General features: G+C 62.4%; 22 protein-coding genes and 5 tRNA genes. 19 read left to right on the top strand and 8 right to left on the bottom strand.

Annotated features, from left to right (window positions below; translation table 11 throughout):
• Positions 1-160 precede the first annotated feature (160 nt).
• Positions 161-1,219: a porin OmpA gene (ompA, locus tag CK627_RS01200; RefSeq protein WP_026139171.1), complete on the top strand. Its 1,059-nt coding sequence runs from the start codon at positions 161-163 to the stop codon at positions 1,217-1,219.
• Positions 1,220-1,306: 87 nt separating this feature from the next.
• On the opposite strand, the gene CK627_RS01205 is transcribed toward ompA, so the two are convergent.
• From CK627_RS01205 to CK627_RS01215, 3 genes are read right to left on the bottom strand one after another with little or no spacing between them, the layout of a single operon-like run.
• On the bottom strand, positions 1,307-1,876 hold the full coding sequence (locus tag CK627_RS01205; protein ID WP_017778389.1) for a PqiC family protein: 570 nt from the start codon (positions 1,874-1,876) through the stop codon (positions 1,307-1,309).
• Complete coding sequence (gene pqiB, locus CK627_RS01210; RefSeq protein ID WP_005305443.1) at positions 1,876-3,522, bottom strand: intermembrane transport protein PqiB; 1,647 nt, start codon at positions 3,520-3,522, stop codon at positions 1,876-1,878. The genes CK627_RS01205 and pqiB overlap by 1 nt, the downstream gene beginning before the upstream one ends.
• On the bottom strand, positions 3,515-4,795 hold the full coding sequence (locus CK627_RS01215; RefSeq protein ID WP_095593438.1) for a paraquat-inducible protein A: 1,281 nt from the start codon (positions 4,793-4,795) through the stop codon (positions 3,515-3,517). The genes pqiB and CK627_RS01215 overlap by 8 nt, the downstream gene beginning before the upstream one ends.
• A 177-nt stretch (positions 4,796-4,972) precedes the next feature.
• Here CK627_RS01215 and hfq point away from each other — a divergent pair, with 177 nt between their 5' ends.
• Positions 4,973-5,332: an RNA chaperone Hfq gene (gene hfq, locus CK627_RS01220; protein ID WP_005305447.1), complete on the top strand. Its 360-nt coding sequence runs from the start codon at positions 4,973-4,975 to the stop codon at positions 5,330-5,332.
• A gap of 146 nt (positions 5,333-5,478) precedes the next feature.
• Here the strand turns inward: hfq and CK627_RS01225 are convergent, their stop codons facing one another.
• The 4 genes from CK627_RS01225 to dapA all read right to left on the bottom strand — a co-directional run bounded on the left by CK627_RS01225 (position 5,479) and on the right by dapA (position 9,850).
• Positions 5,479-6,069, bottom strand: a complete 591-nt coding sequence (locus CK627_RS01225) for an HAD family hydrolase (RefSeq protein WP_024943147.1) — start codon at positions 6,067-6,069, stop codon at positions 5,479-5,481.
• Between the two features lie 65 nt (positions 6,070-6,134).
• A complete protein-coding gene (locus tag CK627_RS01230; protein ID WP_010636011.1) occupies positions 6,135-7,238 on the bottom strand; it encodes an EAL and HDOD domain-containing protein in 1,104 nt (367 codons plus the stop codon).
• A gap of 4 nt (positions 7,239-7,242) precedes the next feature.
• The gene (locus CK627_RS01235; protein WP_095591521.1) at positions 7,243-8,883 is read right to left on the bottom strand and encodes a GGDEF domain-containing protein; all 1,641 of its coding nucleotides are present in this window, start codon (positions 8,881-8,883) and stop codon (positions 7,243-7,245) included.
• A gap of 94 nt (positions 8,884-8,977) precedes the next feature.
• The gene (gene dapA, locus CK627_RS01240) at positions 8,978-9,850 is read right to left on the bottom strand and encodes a 4-hydroxy-tetrahydrodipicolinate synthase (RefSeq protein WP_095591522.1); all 873 of its coding nucleotides are present in this window, start codon (positions 9,848-9,850) and stop codon (positions 8,978-8,980) included.
• A gap of 280 nt (positions 9,851-10,130) precedes the next feature.
• On the opposite strand from dapA, the gene rsmC reads away from it, so the two are divergent.
• The 9 genes from rsmC (at position 10,131) to CK627_RS01285 (ending at position 15,120) form a co-directional block, all read left to right on the top strand.
• Entirely contained in the window at positions 10,131-11,159 is a 1,029-nt protein-coding gene (gene rsmC, locus CK627_RS01245) for a 16S rRNA (guanine(1207)-N(2))-methyltransferase RsmC (protein WP_095591523.1), read from the top strand.
• A 149-nt stretch (positions 11,160-11,308) separates the two neighbouring features.
• Positions 11,309-12,526, top strand: a complete 1,218-nt coding sequence (glgC, locus tag CK627_RS01250) for a glucose-1-phosphate adenylyltransferase (protein ID WP_005305468.1) — start codon at positions 11,309-11,311, stop codon at positions 12,524-12,526.
• On the top strand, positions 12,516-13,976 hold the full coding sequence (gene glgA / locus CK627_RS01255; RefSeq protein ID WP_054543546.1) for a glycogen synthase GlgA: 1,461 nt from the start codon (positions 12,516-12,518) through the stop codon (positions 13,974-13,976). Before glgC ends, glgA begins: the two co-directional genes overlap by 11 nt.
• A 116-nt stretch (positions 13,977-14,092) precedes the next feature.
• Positions 14,093-14,178: transfer RNA gene (locus CK627_RS01260), tRNA-Leu, on the top strand.
• 55 nt (positions 14,179-14,233) lie between these two features.
• Positions 14,234-14,319: transfer RNA gene (locus CK627_RS01265), tRNA-Leu, on the top strand.
• Between the two features lie 45 nt (positions 14,320-14,364).
• Positions 14,365-14,450: transfer RNA gene (locus tag CK627_RS01270), tRNA-Leu, on the top strand.
• Between the two features lie 45 nt (positions 14,451-14,495).
• Positions 14,496-14,581: transfer RNA gene (locus CK627_RS01275), tRNA-Leu, on the top strand.
• Between the two features lie 71 nt (positions 14,582-14,652).
• A tRNA-Leu gene (locus tag CK627_RS01280) sits at positions 14,653-14,738 on the top strand.
• A gap of 109 nt (positions 14,739-14,847) precedes the next feature.
• The gene (locus tag CK627_RS01285; RefSeq protein WP_005305474.1) at positions 14,848-15,120 is read left to right on the top strand and encodes a late competence development ComFB family protein; all 273 of its coding nucleotides are present in this window, start codon (positions 14,848-14,850) and stop codon (positions 15,118-15,120) included.
• On the opposite strand, the gene CK627_RS01290 is transcribed toward CK627_RS01285, so the two are convergent.
• Positions 15,115-15,324, bottom strand: a complete 210-nt coding sequence (locus CK627_RS01290; RefSeq protein ID WP_017766456.1) for a hypothetical protein — start codon at positions 15,322-15,324, stop codon at positions 15,115-15,117. The genes CK627_RS01285 and CK627_RS01290 overlap by 6 nt on opposite strands.
• A gap of 299 nt (positions 15,325-15,623) precedes the next feature.
• On the opposite strand from CK627_RS01290, the gene nhaC reads away from it, so the two are divergent.
• The 8 genes from nhaC (at position 15,624) to CK627_RS22995 (ending at position 24,206) form a co-directional block, all read left to right on the top strand.
• On the top strand, positions 15,624-17,033 hold the full coding sequence (gene nhaC / locus CK627_RS01295; RefSeq protein WP_005305478.1) for a Na+/H+ antiporter NhaC: 1,410 nt from the start codon (positions 15,624-15,626) through the stop codon (positions 17,031-17,033).
• Positions 17,034-17,138: 105 nt separating this feature from the next.
• A complete protein-coding gene (locus CK627_RS01300; protein ID WP_017779091.1) occupies positions 17,139-18,062 on the top strand; it encodes a LysR family transcriptional regulator in 924 nt (307 codons plus the stop codon).
• A 188-nt stretch (positions 18,063-18,250) separates the two neighbouring features.
• On the top strand, positions 18,251-19,396 hold the full coding sequence (locus CK627_RS01305) for an ABC transporter substrate-binding protein (RefSeq protein ID WP_095591524.1): 1,146 nt from the start codon (positions 18,251-18,253) through the stop codon (positions 19,394-19,396).
• A gap of 63 nt (positions 19,397-19,459) precedes the next feature.
• Positions 19,460-20,473, top strand: coding sequence for an ABC transporter ATP-binding protein (locus CK627_RS01310; RefSeq protein ID WP_095591525.1), 1,014 nt, complete (start codon positions 19,460-19,462; stop codon positions 20,471-20,473).
• Positions 20,470-21,438, top strand: coding sequence for an ABC transporter permease (locus CK627_RS01315; RefSeq protein ID WP_095591526.1), 969 nt, complete (start codon positions 20,470-20,472; stop codon positions 21,436-21,438). Before CK627_RS01310 ends, CK627_RS01315 begins: the two co-directional genes overlap by 4 nt.
• Positions 21,428-22,246: an ABC transporter permease gene (locus CK627_RS01320; RefSeq protein WP_017779087.1), complete on the top strand. Its 819-nt coding sequence runs from the start codon at positions 21,428-21,430 to the stop codon at positions 22,244-22,246. The genes CK627_RS01315 and CK627_RS01320 overlap by 11 nt, the downstream gene beginning before the upstream one ends.
• Positions 22,247-22,275: 29 nt before the next feature.
• Positions 22,276-23,706 (top strand): gamma-aminobutyraldehyde dehydrogenase, encoded by a 1,431-nt coding sequence (locus tag CK627_RS01325; RefSeq protein WP_095591527.1) that lies wholly within the window; start codon positions 22,276-22,278, stop codon positions 23,704-23,706.
• 251 nt (positions 23,707-23,957) lie between these two features.
• Entirely contained in the window at positions 23,958-24,206 is a 249-nt protein-coding gene (locus tag CK627_RS22995; RefSeq protein ID WP_254425340.1) for a hypothetical protein, read from the top strand.
• Position 24,207 lies beyond the last annotated feature (1 nt).

Here is a 24,207-nt window from a genome sequence, read left to right on the forward strand (position 1 = left end):
TTGCGGCGATGAAAATCACATTATGTTTTATATCAGTTGCTTGAGAACCCGGAGAAAACGACTACCCTTACTCTGTTGTGGCTGTGCTATAAGCCCGACCCATAAGGAGAGGCGACCCCGTCAACCTCCCCTCAACAATATGAAATTGCAGAGGCTCAACATGAATAAAACACTGATTACCTTGCTGGTTTCAGGCTTGCTTGCGGCCAACGCCCAGGCAGCCGGACAGGACAACACCTGGTATGGCGGTGCCAAGCTGGGTTGGTCCAACTTCTATGGCGTCGATCACAACCAGGATATCAAGGACAACTACGCCATCAGCGAAGAGGACAAGAACGATGTCGGCGCCGGCGCCTTCCTCGGCTATCAGGTCAACCAGAACCTGGGCTTCGAACTGGGTTACGACTGGCTCGGCAAGTACAAATACACGGCGACCGACAAGCTGGATCCCACCGACATCGGCCGGGACGAGATAAAAGCCCAGCTGGCCCAGCTCACCATGAAGATCGGCATGCCGGTCAGCGACAGCCTGGATCTCTATACCCGCCTCGGTGGCGCTTACGCCTGGACCGACAGCAAGCAGTTCGACAATGACAACGGCGCCGCCTTTGTCGGGGCGTTGGGGGCGGAATACGCCTTCAACCGTGACTGGGCCGCCCGCCTCGAGTACCAATACACCACCCCGCTCGGCGACAACTCGCTCGACAAGACCGGGGCCGAACTCGACAACGGCCTGCTGGCGGTCGCCGTGGTCTATCGCTTCGGCCAGGTCGCCCCCGTGGTGGCGGCGCCGATGCCGGCTCCGGCCCCCGAACCCGTGATGGTCGACAAGCAGTTCACCCTGAGCTCGGACGTGCTGTTCGACTTCAACAAGGCGACCCTCAAGCCGGCCGGTGGTCAGGCGCTGGATAACCTCTACAGCCAGATCGAGCAGGCCAGACCCAAGGATGGTGTCGCCACCGTGATCGGCTACACCGACCGCATCGGTTCCGATGCCTACAACCAGAAGCTCTCCGAGCAGCGTGCCAGGACCGTCGCCGACTACCTGGTCGGCAAGGGTCTGCCGGCAGACAAGGTCAACGTGGAAGGGCGCGGCAAGGGCAATCCGGTCACCGGCGACAGTTGCACCAGCAAGTCCAAGCGCGAGCTGATCGTCTGCCTGGCCCCGGATCGCCGGGTCGAGGTCAAGGTCGAAGGGATCTCCGAAGTGCAGCAGTGATCCTCGCCGGTGGGTAACCACCCCAATACAAAAAAACGGGAGGCCAAGGCCTCCCGTTTCATTTTGAGTCGGTGCATCGACATGTCGTCAGGCGCCCTTGCGCACCTCGGCCGCAATCTGGTCGAGCAGTTGCTGCCAGCCAGCCCCCAGCTCGCTCACCAGAGTGCCGTAGCCATCGGCAGGCAGCACCCGCACCTGCTGGAAGGGGACGTCACGCAGGACAGAGCCCTCTTCGGTCAGCAGGCGCCAGCGGCCGCTCAGCACGGCGCGACCGTCGTGGCGGCCCTGGAAGCGCTCCACCGAGATGGTCAGCACCGGCCCCTTGCGGGCTCCATCCTGCCGCACCACCCAGCCCGGCAAGCGGCTGGAGAGGCCGTTCAGGGTCAGCTGATCGAGCTGGGCATCCAGCGACCCCGCCCAGCGATGGTATTCGGCGAAGTGCAGCTCCTTGCCCTCCAGCTGATAGACCAGGCTCATCCGATCCAGCTGGCCGGACAGAGAGACAGGTTTGAGCACCAGCTGATGCTGCGGCTGCGCCACCACGGCAGCCGGTTGCTGCGCCTCGGCGTCGAGGGAGTAGTAGTGCAGCTGCGTCGGTGCCGCGCTGCAACCCGCCAGCAGGCCCAGCAAGGCCAGCGTCATCATCCGTTTCTTCATCATTGACCTCGCTTGGGCTCGGGATCACGGGGACGAGCCCGATCGAAAATCAACGAGCTCGGCTGCTCGTTGAGCGAATGTACCAACGGCTGCAACTCGCGCATCAGCTGGTTGAGCGACTGCACCGACTGCCGCAGATCCTGGTTGGTCTGGGAGTTGGCATCATACTCCTGCAGCGTGCTCTGCAGCTGTTTCAGGCTGTCGTTGAGGGACGCCGGCAACTGCTGGGTCGCGCTCTGACCGGTGAACTTGTTCAGGTTGGCACTCAGCGCACTGACGTTCTTCAGGGTCTGATCCAGGGTCGCCAGGGTGTGGTTGACCTGGTTCAGGGTCTGGGCGGTGTCCATGTCGACGAACTTGTCGAGGATCTGGTTCACCTTGCGTTCGATCTGATCCAATCCGGCCTGCACGGTCGGGAATACCTGATAGCCCGCCAGCTTGGTGGGCTGGAACTTGGGCGCATCGGGGTAGAAGTTCAGATCCACCACCTTGCCCCCGGTCAGCAGGCTGGAGGTCTTAAGCGTCGCCCGCAACCCCTCCTTGAACTGCTTGCCGAACAGGGCGCGCCACTGCTCCTTCTCCGCGTTGGCATAGCGGTGGGAGAGACGCTGCACCTCGATCCGCGCCAGCACCGGGATCTGCCGGCTCTGGAACATCTGCACCCCTTTCTCGTCGATGAGATAGGGCGCCGAGATGACGGTACCGACCCGGATGCCGCGATACTCCACCGCCGCGCCCGGGTGCAGGCCACCGACGCTGTCCTCGAACAGGAACACGTAGTCGATGAACTGGTCCAGGCTACCGGCCAACACGCTGGCCTGATCCTGGAACAGGGTGAAGTCGTCCATCTGCTTGACCGGCTCACCGGGTGCCCAACCAGGGGGCAGCCCCATGGTGATGCCGCCGTCCAGCAGGCTCTCCAGCGAATCCATCTTCACCTTCATCCCCTCGCTGCTCATGGAAACTTCGAAGCCCGGGGTCATCCAGAAGCGGGAGTTGCTGCTCACCAGCACGTCATAGGGGGCGTTGATGAAGATCTGGTACTGCATCTCGCTCTTCTCGGGCAGGAACTTCGCCTCTTCCACCTGGCCTATGGTGAAGCCCTGGTAGTTGATGGGCGAACCCACCCCGAGCGCCCGGGTATCCCGGCTGCTCAGCGATAACCGCAACCCCTTGGCGTCCTGCGAGGCCAGCGGCGGTTTGTCCAGCATGGCGTACTCATCGCGCGCCTTGCCCTTCTTGCCGGGGGCCAGCTCGATATAGGCGCCGGAGAGCAGGGTGCCTAGGCCCGACACCCCTTCGCGTCCCACCCGCGGCTTGACCACCCAGAACTGGCTGTCCTTCTTGAGCATGCCGGCGGCGGCATTGGTCAGGCGGGCCTTCAGCACCGCGTGGCTGTAGTCATCGCTGAGCTCCACCGCCTCGATGCGACCCACCTCCACCTCGCGGGAGCGGATCATTGTCTTGCCCGCCACTATGCCTTCGGCCGTTGCCACCGTCAGGGTGAAGCTGGGACCTTGCGAATACCAGTGCTGGAACAGCATCCAGATCCCGATGAACAGCGCCAGCAGCGGCACCATCCAGATTGCGGCGGCCGAGCTCAGAAAGTCCGAGCCGGGTTTCCACCTCTTCTTACGCTCACTCACGTTCGCGTTCTCCTTGTTGTAAATCCCAGATCAGGCGGGAATCGAAACTCATGGCAGCCACCATGGTCACCAGCACCACACCCGCAAAAGCGACGGCCGCAGGGCCCGGATAGATGGTCATCAGGTTGTCAAGCCGGATCAGACCCGCCAGGATGGCCACCACGAAGACGTCGATCATCGACCAGCGCCCCACAAATTCAGTCATGCGATAGAGCTTGAGCTTGCCGAGCGGCGAGGTGCCCTGCCCGCGCTGCACCATGTAGCAGAGCCACAACAGCGCAAGGATCTTCACCAGCGGCACCACCACGCTGGCGAAGAAGATCACCGCCGCGATGGGATAGGAGCCCATGGCCCACAGCACCAGCACCCCGCCCAGAATGGTGGAGGGGCTGTCATCCCCGAGGAAGACGGTATCCATGATGGGATAAAGGTTGGCCGGCACGTAGAGGATGATGGAGGTAAAGAGCAGGGCCCAGGTCCTGTTCAGTCCGCCCGGCTTGCGGCTGTGCAGATGCTCGCCGCAGCGTTTGCAGCTGTCGGCACCGGCTTCGCTCAGGGCGCCGCAGATGTGGCAACCCACCAGGCCGGCGCTCATGGCGCTGGCCTCGTCATCCTCCACCGTCAGCCCGTGCAGCTCGCTCGGCCCGAACAATCGTTGCCACAGCCACATCCGGTCCAGTGACGAGATCATCTTGATCAGCAGCACCGTGTAGCCGACGAACGCCCAGAACGACAGACCCATCTTGATGTCGGCCATCCCCATCAGCTTGACCAGCGAGATGAGCACCCCGATGAGGAACACATCCACCATTAGCCAGGGCTTGATCCGACACAGCAGCCGGCCGAGGGAGCGCAGGGCGTTGCTGTGCAGATCCTTGTCGACCCGCCACAGCACCAGCATGATGGAACCGATATAGACCAGCGGCAGGCCGATCAGGGTCAGGCTCAGCACGGCCCCGAGGAACAGGTAGCCCTGATCCACCAAGGTGGTGATGCATTGCAGGAAGGTCATCTCCTGCCCCACCCCCTTGGCGGAGAAGGACATGAAGGTAAAGGCGTTGGAGAGCACGAACATGATGATGGCCGCAAAGCCGTAGGCGATGGGCCTGCGCTCCTGCTCCGGCAGATGGCGGCTCAGGGTATGGCCGCAGCGCGGACAGCTGCTCGCCTCCCCCACGGCCAGCGTGGTGGCCGGCACCAGCAAGTCGCACTCTTCGCACGCGGTGGCGTCATGGGTATAGGTGGGTTGATGTTGGTGTGAAACCGGATGCAAATTGAGACCCCAGCGTGAGGCCCGCCACGGGGCCAGAACCGCCAATTATTACAGCAGCGGCCCGTGCCGACCAGCCCTCTCATTGCACCACCCCGACCGGGCGTGAGAATGACTTTGACAAGCAAGTGACCATTTAGCACAATCAAACGCCACTTTTTTTCCGCGGGACAATAATTTATGACAACTGAATCCCCAAGCTACTCCACGATCGAGCAAGCCTTCTCCCTCGGGAACGGGCAAGATTCTGCCCTCAACTGGTTGCGCAAGAACCGCAGTCAGGTCGCCATCTTCCTGGTGAGCGGCATCAAGCTGGAGGGGACCATCAGCGGTTTCGACCAGTACAGCGTGCTGCTGACCGATGCCCATGGCAACCAGCAGCTGGTCTACAAGGCCAAGATTTCCACCATCGCCATGCACTCCGGCCGGCCGCAGGTCAACATCCAGCGTGCTCGCAAGCCTCGCGTCTCCATGGCGCCGCGCCCCCACGGCGCACCCGGTCGTTACGACGACAACCAGGGCGGCAACAGCGACCAGTAAGGCCATGCCCATGTCACCCCGCGACCATCGCTGCGTCAGAGGGTGACCGAGTCCATTCCCATTTGTCATGACAGTCCCGTATGGGAATGGACTTTCTACCTCAGCGCCCATGATGACGATCTCTGCCCGGATTCAATGCGGCAGCTTCAATACTGCAAGCCGACCGGTCTGCCCTCCCTGACCATGCAGGTCTGCATCCCCGCAGCCTGACCGGCCTGTACGCCAATCCCCGTGTCCTCGAACACCAGACAACCCGCCGGATCGACCCCCAGCTTGCTGGCCACCAGCAGGAAGGTGTCCGGGTGGGGTTTGTGCAGCTCGACATCATCGGCCGTCACCACCACGGAGAAGTAGCGATCCAGCCCGGTATTGCGCAACACGGCGGCGGCATTGACCCGCGGTGAACCGGTGCCTATCCCCATGGGGATGCGACCATGGTAACGCTCGACCAGTGTCTGCATGGCCGGGAAGACGGTTGCCTTGTGCAGGTTGGCCACGTAGTGCTCGGTCTTGCAACGGGTCACGATGAGCGGATCCAGCGCGATCTGCTGCTGCTCGGCCACCAGCAGGGCTATCTTGCGGCTCGGCATGCCACCCAGCTCATAGAACCAGTCGGGGTCGAAGTGAAAGCCAAACTCCCGGGCCGTGTGCGCCCAGGCGGCGAGGTGCAGCGGCATGGAGTCCACCAGGGTGCCGTCGAGGTCGAATACCAGGCCTTGAAAGCCGGAGAGGGTCATGGTGCGGGATCCGTGTCTGAAAAAGGGCCCCCATTCTAGCCAGAGCCCCTCTCCCTCGCCACGGCCTAGGTGGCGAGAAACGCTTGCCCCCACATTTGTGCCTGAAAATAGATGGGAGTCAGTTTGGCGGGATCCAGCTGATAAGTAGGCGCCAGCTGGGCCAGCAGTGGCCAGTCACCCTGTTCATAGCACTTCACCAGCTGAAACAGATGAAACAGCGGCCCCTCGCGAGACTCCAGCGCTCGCTTCACGTCCTTGGGCAGATGGGCCTTGAGCTGTTCGGAGAGCAGCGAGCCGTCCAGCACCAGCCCCACCAGGAAGGCCCAGCTGGCGGCAGACTTGCCAAGCGCGCTCAGGGCGATCAGCTCGCAGAAGCGGCCGCGGGCGATGGCCATGCGGGTGCAGGCCTCCGGAATGTGCTGGCTGACCCTGGCCAACCCGTAGATGAGCACGAACTTGCGGATCTCCTGCTCTCCCAGATAGGAGAGCGCCCGATTAACCGAAACGATGGGGCTGGCGTGATCGAAACCGGGGGCGTTGACGTAGCTCAACAGCTGCCCCGGCAGCCAGGCATCCTGCTGCAGCAGGGTCGCCACCCGGGCGAAGGAGAACTCCTCGTGACAGATGAGCTGCAGTATCTCCTGCACCAGCTTCATGTCCGGCTGGGCGGCGCGCTGGTTCACCAGCTCGGGGCGCGCCAGGAAGCCGCCGGCGAAGAAATCGACCCCTGCCTCCTTGAGCGGCAGAAAATCCCCCCAGCTCTCGATGCCGAGGGCCATCCGCTTGTGTTCGGTCGGCTGACGGATCCCCTCCTCCCCCATCCAGAACACCAGCAGACGGGAGGCGCTGAGCCAGCGCTGCTCGCGCTGGGCACCGTGCACCGCCAGCCGGCGCCGATAGTCGCGCCACTGCTCCAATACGGGAAAAGAGGTGGGCAACCGTTCGGCCGAAGCCTCTACCAGCGGAATGGTGTCCTGATCGAACAGCAGGGGGCGCAGCTCATCGAGCTGTTCGTGGGTGAAGGGCAACAGATATTGGCGCCCCTGAGCCAGCAACCGGCACTGGGCGGCCAGCAGGGGCCATTCGGCAGGGTCGGCAAGCTGATAGTCAATGCCATAGGCCACGAGAGCGAGACGACGGTTGAAGATGGGATAACGACGTAACAACATGGGCTCACCGATAGGCTAGCGTACACGCCCTCCCCTGCGATTTGGCATGATAGAGCGCCTGATCGGCCTGTTCGGTCAGGCTCTGCCATGTTCCATCCAGCGAGGGAACCAGATAGCTAAAGCCTATGCTAACCGTAATGAAATCAGCAACTCGGGAGGCCGGATGCGGGATTTTTAATTCACTGAGCCCCTGGTGAATCTGTTCCGCCAGCCGCTCCGCCTCACCGGGTTGCGGACCGCACAGCAGGATCACGAACTCTTCGCCGCCGTAACGCGCCACCAGGTTGGTACGCCGCCGTTCCGCATCCTGCAGCAGGGCGGCCACCTGCTGCAGACACTGATCCCCCTTGGCATGGCCGAAGTGGTCGTTGTAGGACTTGAATTCGTCCACGTCGATCATCAGCACCGCCAGCAGACTCTGGTGCCGGCGTGCCCACTCCCACTCCCGCTGCATGGTGAGATCCCACTGACGGCGGTTGGCGATGCCGGTGAGGGGATCTTCCAGCGACAGCATGGAGAGCCGTTTGTTGGCTTCCGCCAGCGCCCGATTGCTCTCCGCCAGCTGCATGGTGCGCTCGCTGACCCTCTGCTCCAGCTCGCGGTTGAAACGTTCAAGCGCCGCCTGGGTACGCTGGCGGATCAGCAACTGGGAGAGCATGGCGGCATACTGTTTGAAGATCTCGCTCTGATAAGCCTTGAGCGGCCGGCGCCACAGCAGGTTGTCGGCGGCGATCCAGCCGATGGGGGTGGCCCCGTCCCACAGCGAGACCATGGCATTCCAGCCACGCCCCACCTCCTGCTTTTCGTAGTAGAGCGGCGCATCCTCCAGCACCAGCACATAATCCTTGCGGCGCAGCGCCTCCAGCACCGTGGGGTGATCAGGGATCGGGCTGATGAAGTGGTGCTCGTCGATCAGCTCGCCCACCTCGTTGGTGCCCCAGGTGCCGTGCATGGTCTTGAACTCGGCATCCACCAGGAAGATGGCGATGCGGTCGAACTGCAGCTCCTGACGAGCCAGCGCCACCGCATCGTGCAGCAGCTGGTGTTCACTGTCACAACGCGCCAGCTTGACTCCCACCTGGTGCAGCGCCTGCAGCATGCTGAGGAAGGAGCCTTGCAGCGCCTGGCTGCGGATGAGGTCGGCCTGGGTATGCAACCGCTGATCCCGCTCCAGATCGACCTGGCTGGCCAGCAGCCGGCTCTCGAGCTCGGCGGCAAGATAGTGCATCAACAGCTGGATGCCCTGTTGCTGGCGCCGGGGCAGGCGATCGATACGGCGGCGGGTCTCCAGGTAGACCACGGCCTCCAACCCCTTGTGGCGCTTGAGCGGGAAACAGGCGCGCAGGCGCACCGTCTGTGGTTCGACCGTTTCCCAGAGCTCGTTGTGCTGGGCGAGCGGCTCCACCATCAGTTGTCCCTTGTCGAGGGCGTGTTCGATGAAGAGGATCGGCAACTTGAGGGGGGCGACGGCATCGGCCGTCAGGCTGACCAGTCCCTGATCGAGCTGGAAGCTGTAGAGCTGCGACTCGGGGGCGCGCAGCCACAAATAGATCTGTTCGGCTTCGGTTTTTTCCCTGATTGCCGCCAGTGTCACTTCACAGAGGTGTTCAAAGCTGGTGAAGTGCTCTGGATCCCATTCCTGCATGCCTGCCATCCTTGGTTGTATCCAAGCGAGTATATCGGCAAAGCCTGCACTTTAATTGACTGGCCAGTCAAAAGCGCGATCCAGAGCCCATTTTTTATAACAAATTCAAGGCGTGCATCGCCTCGCGGATGCGGGTACGCGTTGCCTCGGAGAGCGGCATCACCGGCAGGCGGCACTCCTCGCTGCAAAAGCCCAGCAGGGAGACGGCATATTTGGCACCGGCCGGGCTCGGCTCGGCAAACATCGCCTGATGCAGCGGAATGAGTTTGTCTTGCAGTTCACGCGCAGCTTGCCACTGGCCGGCCAGCGCCAGGCTCTGCACCTCGGCCACCAGCCTAGGGGCCACGTTGGCCGTCACCGAGATACAACCCTGACCGCCGCCGATGTTGTAGGCCACGGCGGTGGCATCTTCGCCGGAGAGCCAGGCGAACGGCTTCTTGATCAGCTGACGCTCGACCCAGGGGCGGGCCAGATCGCCGGTCGCATCCTTCACCCCGGCGATGCGCGGCAGCTCGGCCAGGCGGGCCAGGGTCGCCGGCTGCACGTCGACGATGGCGCGCGGCGGGATATTGTAGACGATGATGGGCTTGCTGGTGGCGTCGTGCACCGCCTTGAAGTGGTGATAGAGCCCCTCCTGATTGGGGCGGTTGTAGTAACCGGCCACGTGCAGGGTGGCATCGGCCCCCATCTGCTCGGCATAGCGGGTGTATTCGATGGCTTCAACCGGGTTGTTGGAACCGGCCCCGGCGATCACCGGGATGCGGCCCGCCACCAGTTTGACCACCAGCTCCACCACCCGGCAATGCTCGTCGTGGGTCAGGGTCGGACTCTCCCCCGTAGTGCCCACCGGCACTATGCCGTGGGTACCCTGTTCGATATGCCACTCCACCAGACGCGCCAACGCCTCTTCATCCAGCTTGCCCTGTCGAAAGGGGGTGATCAGGGCGACGATTGAACCTTTGAACATGGAATTTCCTTCTCCGTTGACTCATGAATGTGGCAATAAAAAACCCCGGTACGATGTGCGCAACCGGGGTTTGAATCTGCTCAGGGATGAGAGGTTACGCGCGAACGTCGGCAGGCCCGAATGTCAGGCTTTTTTTATGCTTTCGTTTCAACCCGTTGAACCGCATTGCGTCATCTCTGCTCAAAAAATGGTGTCTGGGCATATTTCGGGAACACGGCATAAATGTCAAGGCGAAAGCGGCTATGTATAATGGCCGCCCAAAATTGCGTGGAGAGACCCGATGAGCAGCCCGATCAGTGCCGTCAGCCAGATGCTGGAACGAAACCAAGCCCTCTTTGTCGGCAAGCGGCTGCTGGTGTGCGGCGCCCTGGAGGATGACTATCCGCGCCAGCTGGCAACCCTGACCCACTCCCTCACCGTGTTTACCACGGATTACTGCTATTACCGCAGCCAGCAGGCCGCGCTGGGCGACGCCATCCTGTTCGATCACCAGCTGGGTGGCTCCTCCCGCTTCGATGCCCTGCTACTGCTGATGCCCAAGGCCAAGGCCGAGGCCCAATACCTGCTGGCCATGATGACCCCGCTGCTGGAAGCAGGTGCCGAGCTGTTCCTCGCCGGCGAGAACCGCGGCGGCATCAACGGGGCCGACAAGCTGCTGGCTCCCTATGGCGAGAAGCCGGTCAAACGTGACTCGGCCCGTCGCTGCTCCCTCTATCACGGCGAACTGAGCAAACCAGTGGCCCCGTTCGAGCTGGACGCCTGGTTTGGCCGCTACCAGTGCCAGGCTGGCGATACCGAGCTGACCGTGCTGGCCCTGCCCGGCGTGTTCAGTGCATCCGAGCTGGATCTGGGCAGCCAGATGCTGCTGGCCAGCCTGCCGGCCATGCAGGGATCGCTGCTCGATTTCGGTTGCGGCGCCGGGGTGATCGGCTCGGTGCTGGCCAAGCGCAATCCTGAACTCAGGGTCACCATGGTGGACATCAATGCGCTGGCGCTGGAATCCAGCCGCCGTACCCTGGCCATCAACGGTCTGCAGGGCGCGGTGCGGGCGTCCGACGTCTATTCCGACATCCAGGAAAAATTTGACCGCATCGTCTCCAACCCGCCGTTCCACGCCGGTCTCAAGACCTTCTACGCGGCCACCGAGACCTTCCTGGCCAAGGCACCGGAGCATCTGTCGCCGCAAGGCACCCTCACCATAGTTGCCAACGCCTTTCTGCGATATCAGCCTATACTGGAGACGCACTTCAAACGAACGGAAGTGATCAGCAGCGATGCCAAATTCAAGGTCTATCTGAGCAAAGTGTAAATAAGTGTAAGCAGTCACCGGAAACAGGTAGAGAGCCCCATACGGGATCTGATAAGGTAATTGACACACCTCAAACCACCCCTTTAGGGGTGTTTTTTTGCAGCAAGCTGAAAACCTTTTCATAGTATGAATTCAGGGAGAGAAATACGATGGCAGGCATACTCACCATGATCCTGGCGGGCGGCGAAGGTACTCGCCTCCAGCCACTCACCACCACCCGCAGCAAGCCCTCGGTTCCCTTTGGTGGCAGCTACCGACTGATCGACTTCGTGCTCAACAACTTCGTCAACGCCGACTTCCTGCGCATCTACGTGCTCACCCAGTTCAAGTCCCAGTCCCTCTATCTGCACATGAAGAAGGGCTGGAACATCGTCGGCATCACGGATCGCTTCATCGACCCGATTCCGGCCCAGATGCGGATGGGCAAACGCTGGTATGACGGCACCGCCGACGCCATCTACCAGAACCTGCGCTTCATCGAGATCTCCGACCCCGAGCACGTCTGCATCTTCGGCTCCGACCACATCTACAAGATGGACGTGAGCCAGATGGTAAGCTTCCACAAGCAGAAGGCCGCCGCTCTGACCGTCGCCGCCCTGCGCATGCCCATCGAGGAGGCGAGCGCCTTCGGGGTGATCGAGGTGGATCAGGAGGGCCGGATGATCGGCTTCGAGGAAAAACCCAAACGACCCAAGCACATCCCCGGCGATCCCACCCAGGCACTGGTCTCCATGGGCAACTACATCTTCGAGACCGAGTCGCTCTATCGCGAACTCAAGCGCGACGCCGCCGAGGAGAACTCCAGCCACGACTTCGGCAAGGACATCATTCCCAGCCTGTTCCCGCGTGCCCCCGTCTATGTCTACGACTACAGCACCAACGTGATCCCGGGCGAGAAGCCCAACGTCTACTGGCGCGACGTGGGGACGCTGGACTCCTACTGGCAGGCGCACATGGACCTGGTGGCCGACGATGCCCCCTTCTCCCTCTACAACCGCAAGTGGCCGCTGCATACCCACTATCCGCCGCTGCCGCCCGCCACCTTCGTCGACACCGACGACTGCAAGGTGAAGATCGCCAACTCCTTGATCTCCGGTGGCTGCTTCATCCAGGGCAGCCAGATCCAGCGATCCATCCTGGGTTTTCGCTGCAACATAGGCCCTTGCAGCCACATCAGCGAATCGGTTCTGCTCGGTGACGTGAAGATTGGCGAGGGCTGCTCCATCCGCCGCGCCATCATCGACAAGAACGTTGAAATTGCGCCCGGCACCGTGATCGGTGAAAATCTGGACCATGACAGAGAGCGATTTACCGTGTCCGAAGGCGGTATCGTCGTGGTACCTAAGGGAGCAAGAGTTGGCTATTAACCCACTGAAAATCCTGTTCGTTGCCTCGGAAGTTGAGGGGCTTGTGAAGACCGGAGGCCTGGCGGACGTGGCCAGAGCCCTGCCGCTGTACCTGGCCCAGAAGGGACATGATGTCAGGATCATGCTCCCCTTCTACAAGACGATAAAGCGACGGGATGAGGCCAAACTGCTGGTCTCGCGCTGGTTGCCAACCCACCCGGGCCTGCCGGATATCGGCTATCGCATCTATCAAATGGATCTCGAAGGGGTCTGTGTCTACCTGCTCGATTGCCCGCAGTACTTCGATCGCCCCCAGCTCTATGCCGAAAACAACCAGGCCTATCCGGACAACGGCGAGCGTTTCGCCTTCCTGGCCGCCGCCGCGCTGCACGCCTGCGAGCAGCTCGCCTTTGCCCCCGACATAGTGCACTGCAACGACTGGCACACCGGCCTGCTGCCGCTGCTGCTGAAAACCCGACACTCCCACAACCCCTTTTTCCAGCACACTCGCAGCGTGATCAGCATTCACAACGCGGCGTTCCAGGGGGTGTTCGAGCGCCAGCAGTTCTGGGCCGTGCCCGAGATTGCCGACTACGAACAGCGCATCAGCTATGACTACGGCCACGTCAACCTGCTCAAGTGCGGGGTGCTCTATGCCGACAAGATCAACGCGGTCAGCCCCAACTATGCCAGCGAATTGCTGACCCACCTGGGGGCCCACGGCATGGCCAGCGTCTTCCAGCAGCGGGCGGCGGATCTGCGTGGCATCCTCAACGGCTGCGACTATCAGGACTGGGATCCGGCCTTCGACGACTTTCTGCCGGCCACCTATGACGTCGACAACCTGGCCGGCAAGGGCGTCTGCAAGCAGAGCCTGCAGCAGGAGCTGGGCCTGCCGGTGGTGGACCTGCCCATCTACGGCATGGTGTGCCGGCTGACCGAACAAAAAGGCGTGCATCTGCTGCTGCCGGTGCTGGACAAGTTTCTCCATCACAAGGTGCAGGTGGTGATCGTCGGCTCGGGAGATCCCTCCCTCGCCACCCAGCTGCACACCCTGGCCCAGCAATTCCCGGACAGGCTCGCCTTCATCAATACCTATGACGATCGGCTCGCCCACCTGGTGGAGGCCGGTGCCGACTTCTTCCTGATGCCCTCCCTGTTCGAGCCGTGCGGTCTCAACCAGATGTACAGCCTGGCCTACGGTACCCTGCCGCTGGTACGGGCGGTCGGCGGCCTGAAGGATACGGTGGTGGACTGGGATGCCGATCCGGCACATGCGACCGGCTTCTGCTTCAACGATCCGACCGCCAACATACTGCTCGATGCCATGCGCCGCAGCCTGCTCTATTACCTGCAGGACCCCGAGCAGTTTGCCCGGGTTCAGCGCAATGCCATGAACACCCGTTTCAACTGGCCCGATTCGGTCATCCAGTACGAACAGATGTATCGGGACGCCCTGGCTCGCCAGTGACGCTAATTGCTGAAGTTTTGTCCCCTTGATGCTGCTTTGGGCGTCAACAGCGAAAAAAGTACCTTCTGGCTGTTGACGCCCCCCCAAAACTCTATAGAATCCCCCACCGCAGTGATGCGAAGGTGGCGGAATTGGTAGACGCGCTAGCTTCAGGTGTTAGTGTCCCACGGATGTGAGGGTTCGAGTCCCTCTCTTCGCACCATACTGCAACATGCTCTTATCAGACGGCATGTAAATTCAGACTGATAACCCGATGTGCGAAGGTGGCGGAATTGGTAGACGCGCTAGCTTCAGGTGTTAGTGCCCCCCGGGTGTGAGGGTTCGAGTCCCTCTCTTCGCACCATGCTTTTATCAGACAGCATGTAAATCCAGACTGATAACCCGATGTGCGAAGGTGGCGGAATTGGTAGACGCGCTAGCTTCAGGTGTTAGTGCCCCCCGGGTGTGAGGGTTCGAGTCCCTCTCTTCGCACCATGCTTTTATCAGACAGCATGTAAATCCAGACTGATAACCCGATGTGCGAAGGTGGCGGAATTGGTAGACGCGCTAGCTTCAGGTGTTAGTGCCCCCCGGGTGTGAGGGTTCGAGTCCCTCTCTTCGCACCATGCTTCTGGCATGTAAAACGCAGAAAATGCGCTCCAACCGCATTTAAAAACCAGCTGGAGAAAATCAGTGTGCGAAGGTGGCGGAATTGGTAGACGCGCTAGCTTCAGGTGTTAGTGTCCCACGGATGTGAGGGTTCGAGTCCCTCTCTTCGCACCATTCATCATGCAAAAGGCCCATCACGAAAGTGACGGGCCTTTTGTTTTTACCCCTTGTTATGACTATGCTTTTGACGACTCACCGCCCATCGTCATGCCAAGGAATGCATATGATACTGGATACCGACATTCACAACTTCTACGAGCATCTGGTGCTCAAGGAGATTGAGAAGCAGGGGCTCAGCCAGACGCTGAGCGCCAACCAGATGGCCGATCTCTGCTGCCTGACCCTGAACCAGCTCCCCTCCCACTATATTCGCCACGACGTCGACATGATCTACTTCCTGACCGATGCCAAGCGCAACGAGATGGAAAAGAACGTCATCACCTCCCTCAAACAGGCGCTGGAAAAGGTGCAGAGCGCACCGGCCACCTCGTCATAACCAGGGCTGCTGCCAGACAAGGGCCGCCACACCGGTCATGCCGGCCACCGGCAGCAGGATCAGCGCTGGTCTCAGCCTGGGTTCGAACATGACCCAGGCGGCCAGCAAGAAGCCCAGACTCCATACCCCGTACTCCCTCTCCTGACCCCAGATCAGGATGGCCAGCAGCCCGATCAACAGCATGGCCCTCACTATCCATCTCATGACACACTCCCTTTCAACAACTGATAACAATTATCATTTGTATTTTTGGAGTGTGCAATCGGATTTTCCTATCGGAGTCGAATGTCCCATCGGGGCAGACAGAGCACTCAAAAACGGGTTATGAGATCAACTAAATTGTAAGTTTTTCAATCAAAATTGCATTTTTGCCAAATCAGTTGGGATTTGTCCCCCCTGGTTTGTGGTAGATTGCGGCCTCTTTTTGGGTGGGCCCCTCGGGATACGTATATCCACAGGACGAGAGGGACCGACCTTGGCGAGCAAGAGTTTAGGAAGTATCTATGCAAAACCAACACAACCACATCCGATTGCCGGGCATGTCGCAGGTGTTTGCCTGTCTGGCCATTTTCCTGGCCCTGGCCTTCTCCTTCACCAGCGTGCTCGACCTGCCAATCCAGTTGGCACTGTTCATCGCCTGGTTTGTCATCATGGGGCTCGGCATCAAGCTCGGCCATGATTACAAATCCCTGGAGCAGGCGGCCGTCGACGGTGTCGCCAAGGGGATGGGGGCCATCCTGATCCTGGTCTCCGTCGGTGCCCTGGTCGGCACCTGGATTGCCGGCGGCATAGTCCCCAGCATCATCTACTTCGGCCTCAAGGTGATTCACCCGTCCATCTTCCTGCTGGCGACCCTGATCATCTGCTCCCTCACCTCGCTGGCCACCGGTACCTCCTGGGGCTCGGCCGCCACCGCCGGCATCGCCATGATGGGCATAGGCCACAGCCTGGGGGTGCCAGCGCCGCTGGTAGCCGGTGCCGTGCTCTCCGGTGTCTACTTCGGTGACAAGCTCTCTCCGCTCTCCGACTCCGTGGTGCTGGCCTCGACCATGTCCAACGTCGACGTGATGGAGCACATCAAGGGGATGCTGCCCATCAGCCTGTTCTCCTACGTCATCACCGCCGCCCTGTTCACCGTGGTCGGCATGCAGTACTCCGGCAACGTCAGCCTGGAGCAGGTCAACCTGGTGATGGAGGCGCTCGACAAGCAGTTCAACATCACCCCGCTGGCCATAGTGCCCGTGGTGCTGGTGCTGGGCCTGTTGGCCAACCGCAAGCCCGCCTTCCCCGTGATCAGCTTCGGCGCCCTGCTGGGCCTTGTCTGGGCCATCCTGTTCCAGGACATGGATCCGGTGAAGGCGATGCACTCCGCCTACAGCCCGTTTGCCATCACCTCCGGCGTCGACTTCATCGACAACATCCTGGGCCGCGGTGGCATGGAGTCCATGCTGGGCTCGGTGGCGGTCATCATCTTCGGTCTGGGCTTTGGCGGCCTGCTGGAGAAGGTCGGCATCCTGGAAGTGATTGCCAGCGCCTTCGAGAAGCGTATCAAGGGTGCCGGCAGCCTGACTACCCACACCATAGGCACCGCCTTCCTGGCCAACGTGTTCGGCTCGGCCATGTATGTGTCGCTGATCCTGACCCCCAAGATCATGGCCAAGAACTACGACCGGCTGGGACTGGCGCGCAAGAACCTCTCCCGCAACGCCGAGTTTGGCGGCACCCTCACCTGCGGCATGGTGCCCTGGAGCGACAACGGCATCTTCATGGCCGGGGTCCTCGGGGTGGCCACCCTCGACTACCTGCCCTACATGTGGCTCAGCTTCACCTGCATCATTGTGACCATCACCCTCGCCTATCTGGGCAAGGCGGTGAACCGGATCCCGGTGATCGAGGCGGCCAGCTCCCGCTAACCGCCGGAAAAACCATGACAAAGGCGCCAGCACGGCGCCTTTTGTCTGGGCGCGATTCGAGGTTAAGCTGGCACTCACCTTGATCGCACGCGGCAGGACGCCCAGATGAACTTCACCTTTCGCCAGATCCGCTATTTCGTAGCGGTGGCCGACAGCTTCTCGGTCAGCCGCGCCGCTGCCGAGCTGCACATCTCCCAGTCGGCAGTCACCAGCGCCATCCGCGAGCTGGAGAGCGAGCTCGGCGCCCCCCTGTTCGATCGCAACCCGCGCGGGGTCAGCCTCACCACCCAGGGCCACCAGTTTCTGCTCCATGCCCGTCGCATCCTCGGCGCCATGACCGAGGCGAGCCACTCCCTCAAGGCGGTAGCCCAGCAGGATCAGGGGCGGCTCACTATCGGTGTGACGACCCTGGTGGCCGGTTACTACCTGTCGGAGGCGCTCGGCCGCTTTCGCCGCGCCTTCCCGGCGGTACAGATCGAGGTGAAGGAGGACGAGCAGCCCTATCTCGAGCACCAGATCGTCAACGGCGAGGTGGACGTGGGGATCCTGATGACCAACCGCACCATCCGCCAGGAGGCGTTCGATACCGAGCTGCTGACCCGCTCGCCGTTGCGGCTCTGGCTCGCCGCCAACCACCCGCTCTGCGCCGAGTCGACCCTCTCTCTCAAGGCGCTCGGCGAAGAGCCCATGATCTCGCTGACCGCCGACCAGCTGGATCAGATCATTGGCGGCGGCCTGCGCCGTTACGGCATAGCGCCGCGCATCGTGCTGCGGACCGCCTCGGTGGAAGCGGTGCGCAGCCTGGTGGCCAGCCAGCTCGGGCTCGCCCTGCTGCCGGACTTTGCCTATCGCCCCTGGTCGCTGGAGCAGGAGCGGGTCGAGGCCCGCGCCATCAAGGAGCCCATCCCCGCCATCGACATAGGCCTGGTGTGGCGGCGCGGTTCACGGCTGGAGTGGACAGCCCGCGAGTTCATCGACATAGTGCGGGATCAGAGCCGGCTACGGGCCCGTCAAGCGCTGCCTCGCTAACCATCTCTTGCGGAGCGACCACTAAAATTCAGATTCATCTGCACTCGATATCGATTTAGCAGATACCTCTGGCGTTAAAAATTGAAATTCTCATTGCTCAGCGCTTCTCCTACGCTCATGACTGGTTAACAGGATGTTAATTGTCAACGTGGCATCACCACAGTGCCCGCCCCAGCAAGGAGAGCAAGATGAAACTGACCCCCCTCACCCTGGCCCTGATCCCCGCCCTGCTGGCAGGCCAGACCCAGGCAGCCCCCACCACCCTCGGCAAGGGTGAAGGCCAGCTCAACATAGTGGCCTGGGCCGGCTACGTGGAGCGCGGCGAGACCGACAAGAACTACGACTGGGTGACCGGCTTCGAGAAAGAGACCGGCTGCAAGGTCAACGTCAAGACGGCCGCCACTTCGGACGAGATGGTGGCCCTGATGAACGAGGGGGGCTTCGATCTGGTGACCGCCTCCGGTGACGCCAGCCTGCGCCTCATCGCCGGTGGCAAGGTGCAGGCACTCAATCTGGCGCTCATCCCGAGCTACGGCAAGATAGACCCCCGCCTGCAGAATGCTCCCTGGCACACGGTGGATGGCAAGCACTACGGCGTGCCCTACCAGTGGGGCGGCAACATCTTGATGTACAACACCAAGGTGTTCCCCAAGGCACCTGACTCCTGGAGCGTGGTGTTCGAGGTGCAGACCCTGCCGGACGGCAAGTCCAACAAGGGACGGGTGCAGGCGTTCGACGGCCCCATCCACATCGCCGATGCCGCCCTCTATCTGATGAGCCACCAGCCGGCGCTCGGCATCAAGGATCCTTACGAGCTGAACGAAGATCAGTACAAGGCCGCCCTCGACCTGTTGCGCCAGCAGCGTCAGCTGGTGGGGCGCTACTGGCACGACGCCTTCGTCCAGATCGACGACTTCAAGAACGAGGGGGTGGTGGCCTCAGGCTCCTGGCCGTTCCAGGCCAATACCCTGATCGCCGACAAACAGCCCATCGCCACTACCGTGCCCAAGGAAGGGGTCACCGGCTGGGCCGACACCAGCATGGTGCACAGCGAGGCGAAGAACCTCACCTGTGCCTATAAGTGGCTGGAGCACTCCCTCAACAACAAGTTGCAGGGGGATCTCGCCTCCTGGTTCGGCTCCGTGCCCGTGGTGCCGGCCGCCTGCGAGGGCAATGCCCTGCTCGGGAAAGAGGGGTGCAAGACCAACGGCATCGACAACTTCGATCGGGTGCGCTTCTGGCGTACTCCCGTCTCCCAGTGCAAGAGCCAGGGAACCTGCGTTCCTTACTACCGCTGGGTCTCGGACTATATCGCCATCCTGGGTGGTCGCTAAGGCCGGCTAACCACAGGGCCGGACAGGAGTCCGGCCCGCTTCCCACACAGACAAGGACGTCCCATGAACGCCGTACAATTTGACCGGGTCAGCCGCCACTATGGCGAGGTGAAGGCGGTCGACGACATCTCCTTCCAGATCCCGGCCGGCGAGTTTTTCACCCTGCTGGGGCCGAGCGGTTCCGGCAAGACCACCTGCCTGCGGATGATCGCGGGCTTCGAATACCCGAGCGAGGGGGAGATCCGGCTGTTCGGCGAACCCTGTTCTACCGCCCCCCCCTACGATCGCAACCTCAATACCGTGTTTCAGGACTATGCCCTGTTTCCCAACATGGATGTGCGCGACAACATAGGCTACGGCCTGATGCTCAAGGGCGTGGCCAAGGCGGAGCGTTACCGCAAGGTAGACGAGATGCTGGAGCTGGTGTGCCTGCCCGGCGTCGGCAACCGAAAGCCCGGTCAGCTCTCCGGCGGCCAGCGCCAGCGCATCGCCATCGCCCGCGCGCTGATCAACCAGCCGCGCATCCTCTTGCTGGACGAGCCGCTGGGGGCGCTCGACCTCAAGCTGCGCGAGCAGATGCAGCTCGAGCTCAAGGCCTTGCAGCGCCAGCTCGGCATCACCTTCATCTTCGTCACCCACGACCAGCAGGAGGCGCTCTCCATGAGCGACCGCATCTGCATCTTCAATCAGGGCAAGATCGAGCAGATCGCCGCGCCGGACACCATCTACGACGCCCCCGCCACCCCCTTCGTCGCCCGCTTCGTCGGCACCGTCAACCTGTTCGAGGGGGAGCAGGCCCGCCGCCTGTGCGGCGATGCGCGCCAGATGATGGTGCGCCCGGAGCGGATCCACCTCGCCGAGGCCGGTACGCCCGGCTGGTCCGGGGAGGTGCGCGAGGTGGAGTATCTCGGCCCCTTCGTGCGCTACCGGGTCGATCTCGGCGAACAACTCGAGCTCATCGTCAACCACCCCAACGAGGGCCAGGCCCGCCTGCCCCGTGGCACCCGGGTCAGCCTCAGCTGGCCGGAGCAGGCGATCCATCGCTTGCACACCGCCCACCAGGGAGCTCAACCATGAGCGCCCCCCACAGTGCGAGCCTTGCCATGAGCCACGCTACCGACTCCGTTCGCGTCAGGCCGCTGCGGCGCCTCTCCACCCTGCTCTACGGTCGCTCCGGCCTGCTGCTGGCCATCCTGCTGGGGCCGCCCCTGCTCTGGCTCGGCATCATCTACGTCGGCTCCCTGCTGATGCTGCTTTCCAACGCCTTCTTCGGGCTGGACGAGTTCAGCGGCCAGATCCGCCACGAGCTGGGGCTGCAGAACTTCGTCGCCCTGCTGCGAGCAGAAAACCTGGACGTGATCCTGCGCACCGTCGGCATGTCCCTGCTGGTGACTCTGGCCTGCGCCCTGCTCGGTTTCCCCGTCGCCTACTACATGGCGCGCTACACCAGCGGCAAGACCCGGGCCCTGTTCTACGTCGGCATCATGCTGCCGCTCTGGTCCAGCTATCTGGTGCGGGTCTACGCCTGGAAGCTGATCCTGGCCAAGGAGGGGGTCGTCAGCTGGCTGGCGGACACCCTGGGACTGGACTGGCTGCTCGACGCCATCCTCTCGCTACCGGTGATCGGCGGGCCGTCGCTGTCGTTCTCGCGCATCGGCACCTTCATCGTGTTCGTCTACGTCTGGCTGCCCTTCATGATCCTGCCCATCCAGGCGGCGGTGGAGCGGATCCCGCGCTCTTTGCTTGAGGCGAGCGGCGATCTCGGCGCCACCCCGGCCCAGACCTTTCGCACCCTGATCCTGCCGCTGGCCCTGCCCGGTGTGGTGGCGGGATCCATCTTCACCTTCTCCCTGACGCTGGGGGACTACATCATCCCAGGCATCATAGGTAACTCGACCATGTACATAGGTCAGGTGGTCTACATGCAGCAGGGCACAGCGGGCAACCTGCCCTTCGCCGCCGCCTTCTCGCTGGTGCCGATCCTCATCATCGCCATCTACCTCACCATCGCGAAACGCCTGGGGGCCTTCGATGCGCTCTAATCCTTCTACGAACCAGCCCTCCGGCCTGCTCAAGTACGCGGCTATCGGCGGCTTGCTGTTCCTGCACTTCCCGATCCTGTTCATCTTCCTCTACGCCTTCACCAGCGAGAGCAAGAGCTACCAGTTCCCGCCCCCCGGGCTCACCCTCAAGTGGTTCGAGGTGACCCTCAACCGCCCCGACGTGTGGCGCGCCATCCAGCTGTCGCTGGAGGTGGCCGGGCTCGCCACCTTGGTGGCCATGGTGCTCGGCACCCTGGCGGCTGGTGCCATTGCCCGCAGCCGCTTCTTCGGCCAGGAGGTAGTGTCACTGCTGCTAGTGTTGCCCATCGCCCTGCCCGGCATCGTCACCGGCATCGCGCTGCGCTCCGCCTATGGAGTGATGGAGATCCCCTTCAGCTTCTGGACCATCGTCATCGGTCACGCCACCTTCTGCGTGGTGGTGGTCTACAACAATGCTCTGGCGCGCTTTCGCCGCACCAACCAGAGCCTTATCGAGGCGTCGATGGATCTCGGTGCCGACGGCTTCCAGACTCTGCGCTACGTGATCCTGCCCAACCTCGCCACCGCCCTGCTGGCGGGGGGCATGCTGGCGTTCGCGCTGAGCTTTGACGAGGTGATCGTCACCACCTTCACCGCCGGCCAGCAGACCACGCTGCCGATCTGGATGTATCAGGAGCTGATCCGGCCACGGGACAGGCCGGTCACCAACGTGGTGGCGCTCATCATAGTGGCCTTCACCACCATTCCCATTCTGCTTGCCTACTACCTCACCCGCGACGGCCAGGACGTCGCCGGCAGTGGCAAATAACGACTCAACGCGTGCGCAAGGATGCAACCATGAAACTCTCTACCCAACTCTTGATCGACGGCCAGTTCGTCACCGGTGACGGCCAGGCCGAGCCCATCCTCAACCCGGCCACCGGTGAGCTTCTCGCCTCGGTGCCCGAAGCCTCGTTCGAGCAGGTGAACCGGGCGGTGAACGGCGCCCAGCGCGCCTTCGCCCAGTGGAGCCGCACCACTCCAGCCCAGCGCAGTACCCTGCTGCTGCGCCTGGCCGATGCCATCGAGCGCCACGCCGAGGAGTTTGCGGCGCTGGAATCCCTCAACTGCGGCAAGCCCTATCTGGCGGTGCTCAATGACGAGCTGCCCGCGGTGGTGGACTGCTTCCGCTTCTTCGCCGGCGCCGCCCGCTGCCTGCAGGGGCCGCTCGCCGGGGAGTACATCGAGGGGCACACCAGCATGATCCGCCGCGACCCCATCGGCGTGGTGGGCAGTATCGCCCCCTGGAACTATCCGCTGATGATGGCGGCCTGGAAGATGGCCCCGGTGCTCGCCGCCGGCAATACGGTGGTGCTCAAACCCTCCGAGCAGACCCCCCTCACCGCCCTGCGCCTGGCGGAGCTCGCCAGCGAGTTCTTCCCCCGCGGCGTCATCAACATCGTCTGCGGCCGGGGCGAGAGCGTGGGGGCACCGCTGGTGGAGCACCCCCTGGTGCGCATGGTGTCGCTGACCGGTGACATAGCCACCGGCCAGAAGATCCTGCAGAGCGCCGCCCGCACCATGAAGCGCACCCACCTTGAGCTGGGGGGTAAGGCCCCGGTCATCATCTTCGACGACGCGGATCTGGAGGCCGTGGTGGCGGGCATTCGCACCTTCGGCTTCTACAACGCCGGCCAGGATTGCACCGCCGCCTGCCGCATCTATGCCCAGGGCAAGATCTACGACAAGTTTGTCGCCGCCATGACGGATGCGGTGGCCTCCATCAAGGTCGGCGGTCCGCGCGAGGAAGGGGTGGAGATGGGGCCGCTCATCTCGGACAGGCAACGCAACCGGGTCGCCAGCTTCGTGGAGCGAGCCCAGAGCAGCGGTCACGTGGAGGTGACGGCGGGGGGCAAGATCCGCCCCGGCAACGGCTTCTTCTTCGAGCCGACCCTGATCGCCCACGCCCGTCAGGAGGATGAAATCGTGCGCCGGGAGGTGTTCGGCCCGGTGGTGTCGGTGACCCGCTTCAGCGACGCCGAGCAGGTGGTGCAGTGGGCCAACGACTCGGACTACGGCCTCGCCAGCTCGGTCTGGACCCGGGATCTCGGCCTTGCCAGCAAGGTGGCCAGCCACCTGCAGTACGGCTGCACCTGGATCAACACCCACTTCATGCTCACCTCCGAGATGCCCCACGGCGGCATGAAGATGTCCGGCTACGGCAAGGATCTCTCCCTCTACGCCCTGGAGGACTACACGGTGCCGCGGCATATCATGGTGAAGTTGTAGAGGCGTATCAGGAGGCGCTCGACCGAGCGCCTGGCCTGTGGCAAGCATGAGCCCTCCCTGGCCGGGAGGGCTCATTCGTCTTGGAAATACACCGGGTAAGGAAGATGCGGCTGTAATGGGGGCACGCTATTGACTCCCCTGACCCTCGCCGAGGCGAGGTGTGCGACCAACCACCGAGACGCCCCCCGGTTGGGGATTGTCCCTTCCCTTATCCCAGGCCCCATAATGGCCGCTCATTGGAGGAGGCCTGCATGTTTATCCTTGAGACCGAACGCCTGAGGCTGCGCGATATGCGCCTCGACAACGAGGCGGCCTTCGTGGCCACCACCCAAGACGAACACTATCAGCACTTCTATAGCGAGGAGGATGGTCTCTTCATCATGGTGACAAGGCGTCCGCAACTCAGGCTGCGAGCCGCTCATCCCATATCCATTACGGTCAGGGCGATAAGCTGGCCTGACACCCACAGTGATGACCCACACAGGAAGATGATATGTTGAG

It is taken from the genome of Aeromonas dhakensis (genome assembly GCF_002285935.1).
GTDB classification, from domain to species: domain Bacteria; phylum Pseudomonadota; class Gammaproteobacteria; order Enterobacterales; family Aeromonadaceae; genus Aeromonas; species Aeromonas dhakensis.

Coding starts and splice junctions, on each gene's coding strand:
- nhaC (WP_005305478.1), top strand. CDS start 15,624: ATGCAAAACCAACACAACCACATCCGATTGCCGGGCATGTCGCAGGTG.
- CK627_RS22995 (WP_254425340.1), top strand. CDS start 23,958: ATGTTTATCCTTGAGACCGAACGCCTGAGGCTGCGCGATATGCGCCTC.
- CK627_RS01230 (WP_010636011.1), bottom strand. CDS start 7,238: ATGTTGTTACGTCGTTATCCCATCTTCAACCGTCGTCTCGCTCTCGTG.
- CK627_RS01305 (WP_095591524.1), top strand. CDS start 18,251: ATGAAACTGACCCCCCTCACCCTGGCCCTGATCCCCGCCCTGCTGGCA.
- dapA (WP_095591522.1), bottom strand. CDS start 9,850: ATGTTCAAAGGTTCAATCGTCGCCCTGATCACCCCCTTTCGACAGGGC.
- ompA (WP_026139171.1), top strand. CDS start 161: ATGAATAAAACACTGATTACCTTGCTGGTTTCAGGCTTGCTTGCGGCC.
- CK627_RS01315 (WP_095591526.1), top strand. CDS start 20,470: ATGAGCGCCCCCCACAGTGCGAGCCTTGCCATGAGCCACGCTACCGAC.
- hfq (WP_005305447.1), top strand. CDS start 4,973: ATGACAACTGAATCCCCAAGCTACTCCACGATCGAGCAAGCCTTCTCC.
- glgC (WP_005305468.1), top strand. CDS start 11,309: ATGGCAGGCATACTCACCATGATCCTGGCGGGCGGCGAAGGTACTCGC.
- CK627_RS01300 (WP_017779091.1), top strand. CDS start 17,139: ATGAACTTCACCTTTCGCCAGATCCGCTATTTCGTAGCGGTGGCCGAC.
- rsmC (WP_095591523.1), top strand. CDS start 10,131: ATGAGCAGCCCGATCAGTGCCGTCAGCCAGATGCTGGAACGAAACCAA.
- CK627_RS01205 (WP_017778389.1), bottom strand. CDS start 1,876: ATGAAGAAACGGATGATGACGCTGGCCTTGCTGGGCCTGCTGGCGGGT.
- CK627_RS01320 (WP_017779087.1), top strand. CDS start 21,428: ATGCGCTCTAATCCTTCTACGAACCAGCCCTCCGGCCTGCTCAAGTAC.
- CK627_RS01325 (WP_095591527.1), top strand. CDS start 22,276: ATGAAACTCTCTACCCAACTCTTGATCGACGGCCAGTTCGTCACCGGT.
- CK627_RS01285 (WP_005305474.1), top strand. CDS start 14,848: ATGATACTGGATACCGACATTCACAACTTCTACGAGCATCTGGTGCTC.
- CK627_RS01310 (WP_095591525.1), top strand. CDS start 19,460: ATGAACGCCGTACAATTTGACCGGGTCAGCCGCCACTATGGCGAGGTG.
- CK627_RS01225 (WP_024943147.1), bottom strand. CDS start 6,069: ATGACCCTCTCCGGCTTTCAAGGCCTGGTATTCGACCTCGACGGCACC.
- CK627_RS01235 (WP_095591521.1), bottom strand. CDS start 8,883: ATGCAGGAATGGGATCCAGAGCACTTCACCAGCTTTGAACACCTCTGT.
- CK627_RS01290 (WP_017766456.1), bottom strand. CDS start 15,324: ATGAGATGGATAGTGAGGGCCATGCTGTTGATCGGGCTGCTGGCCATC.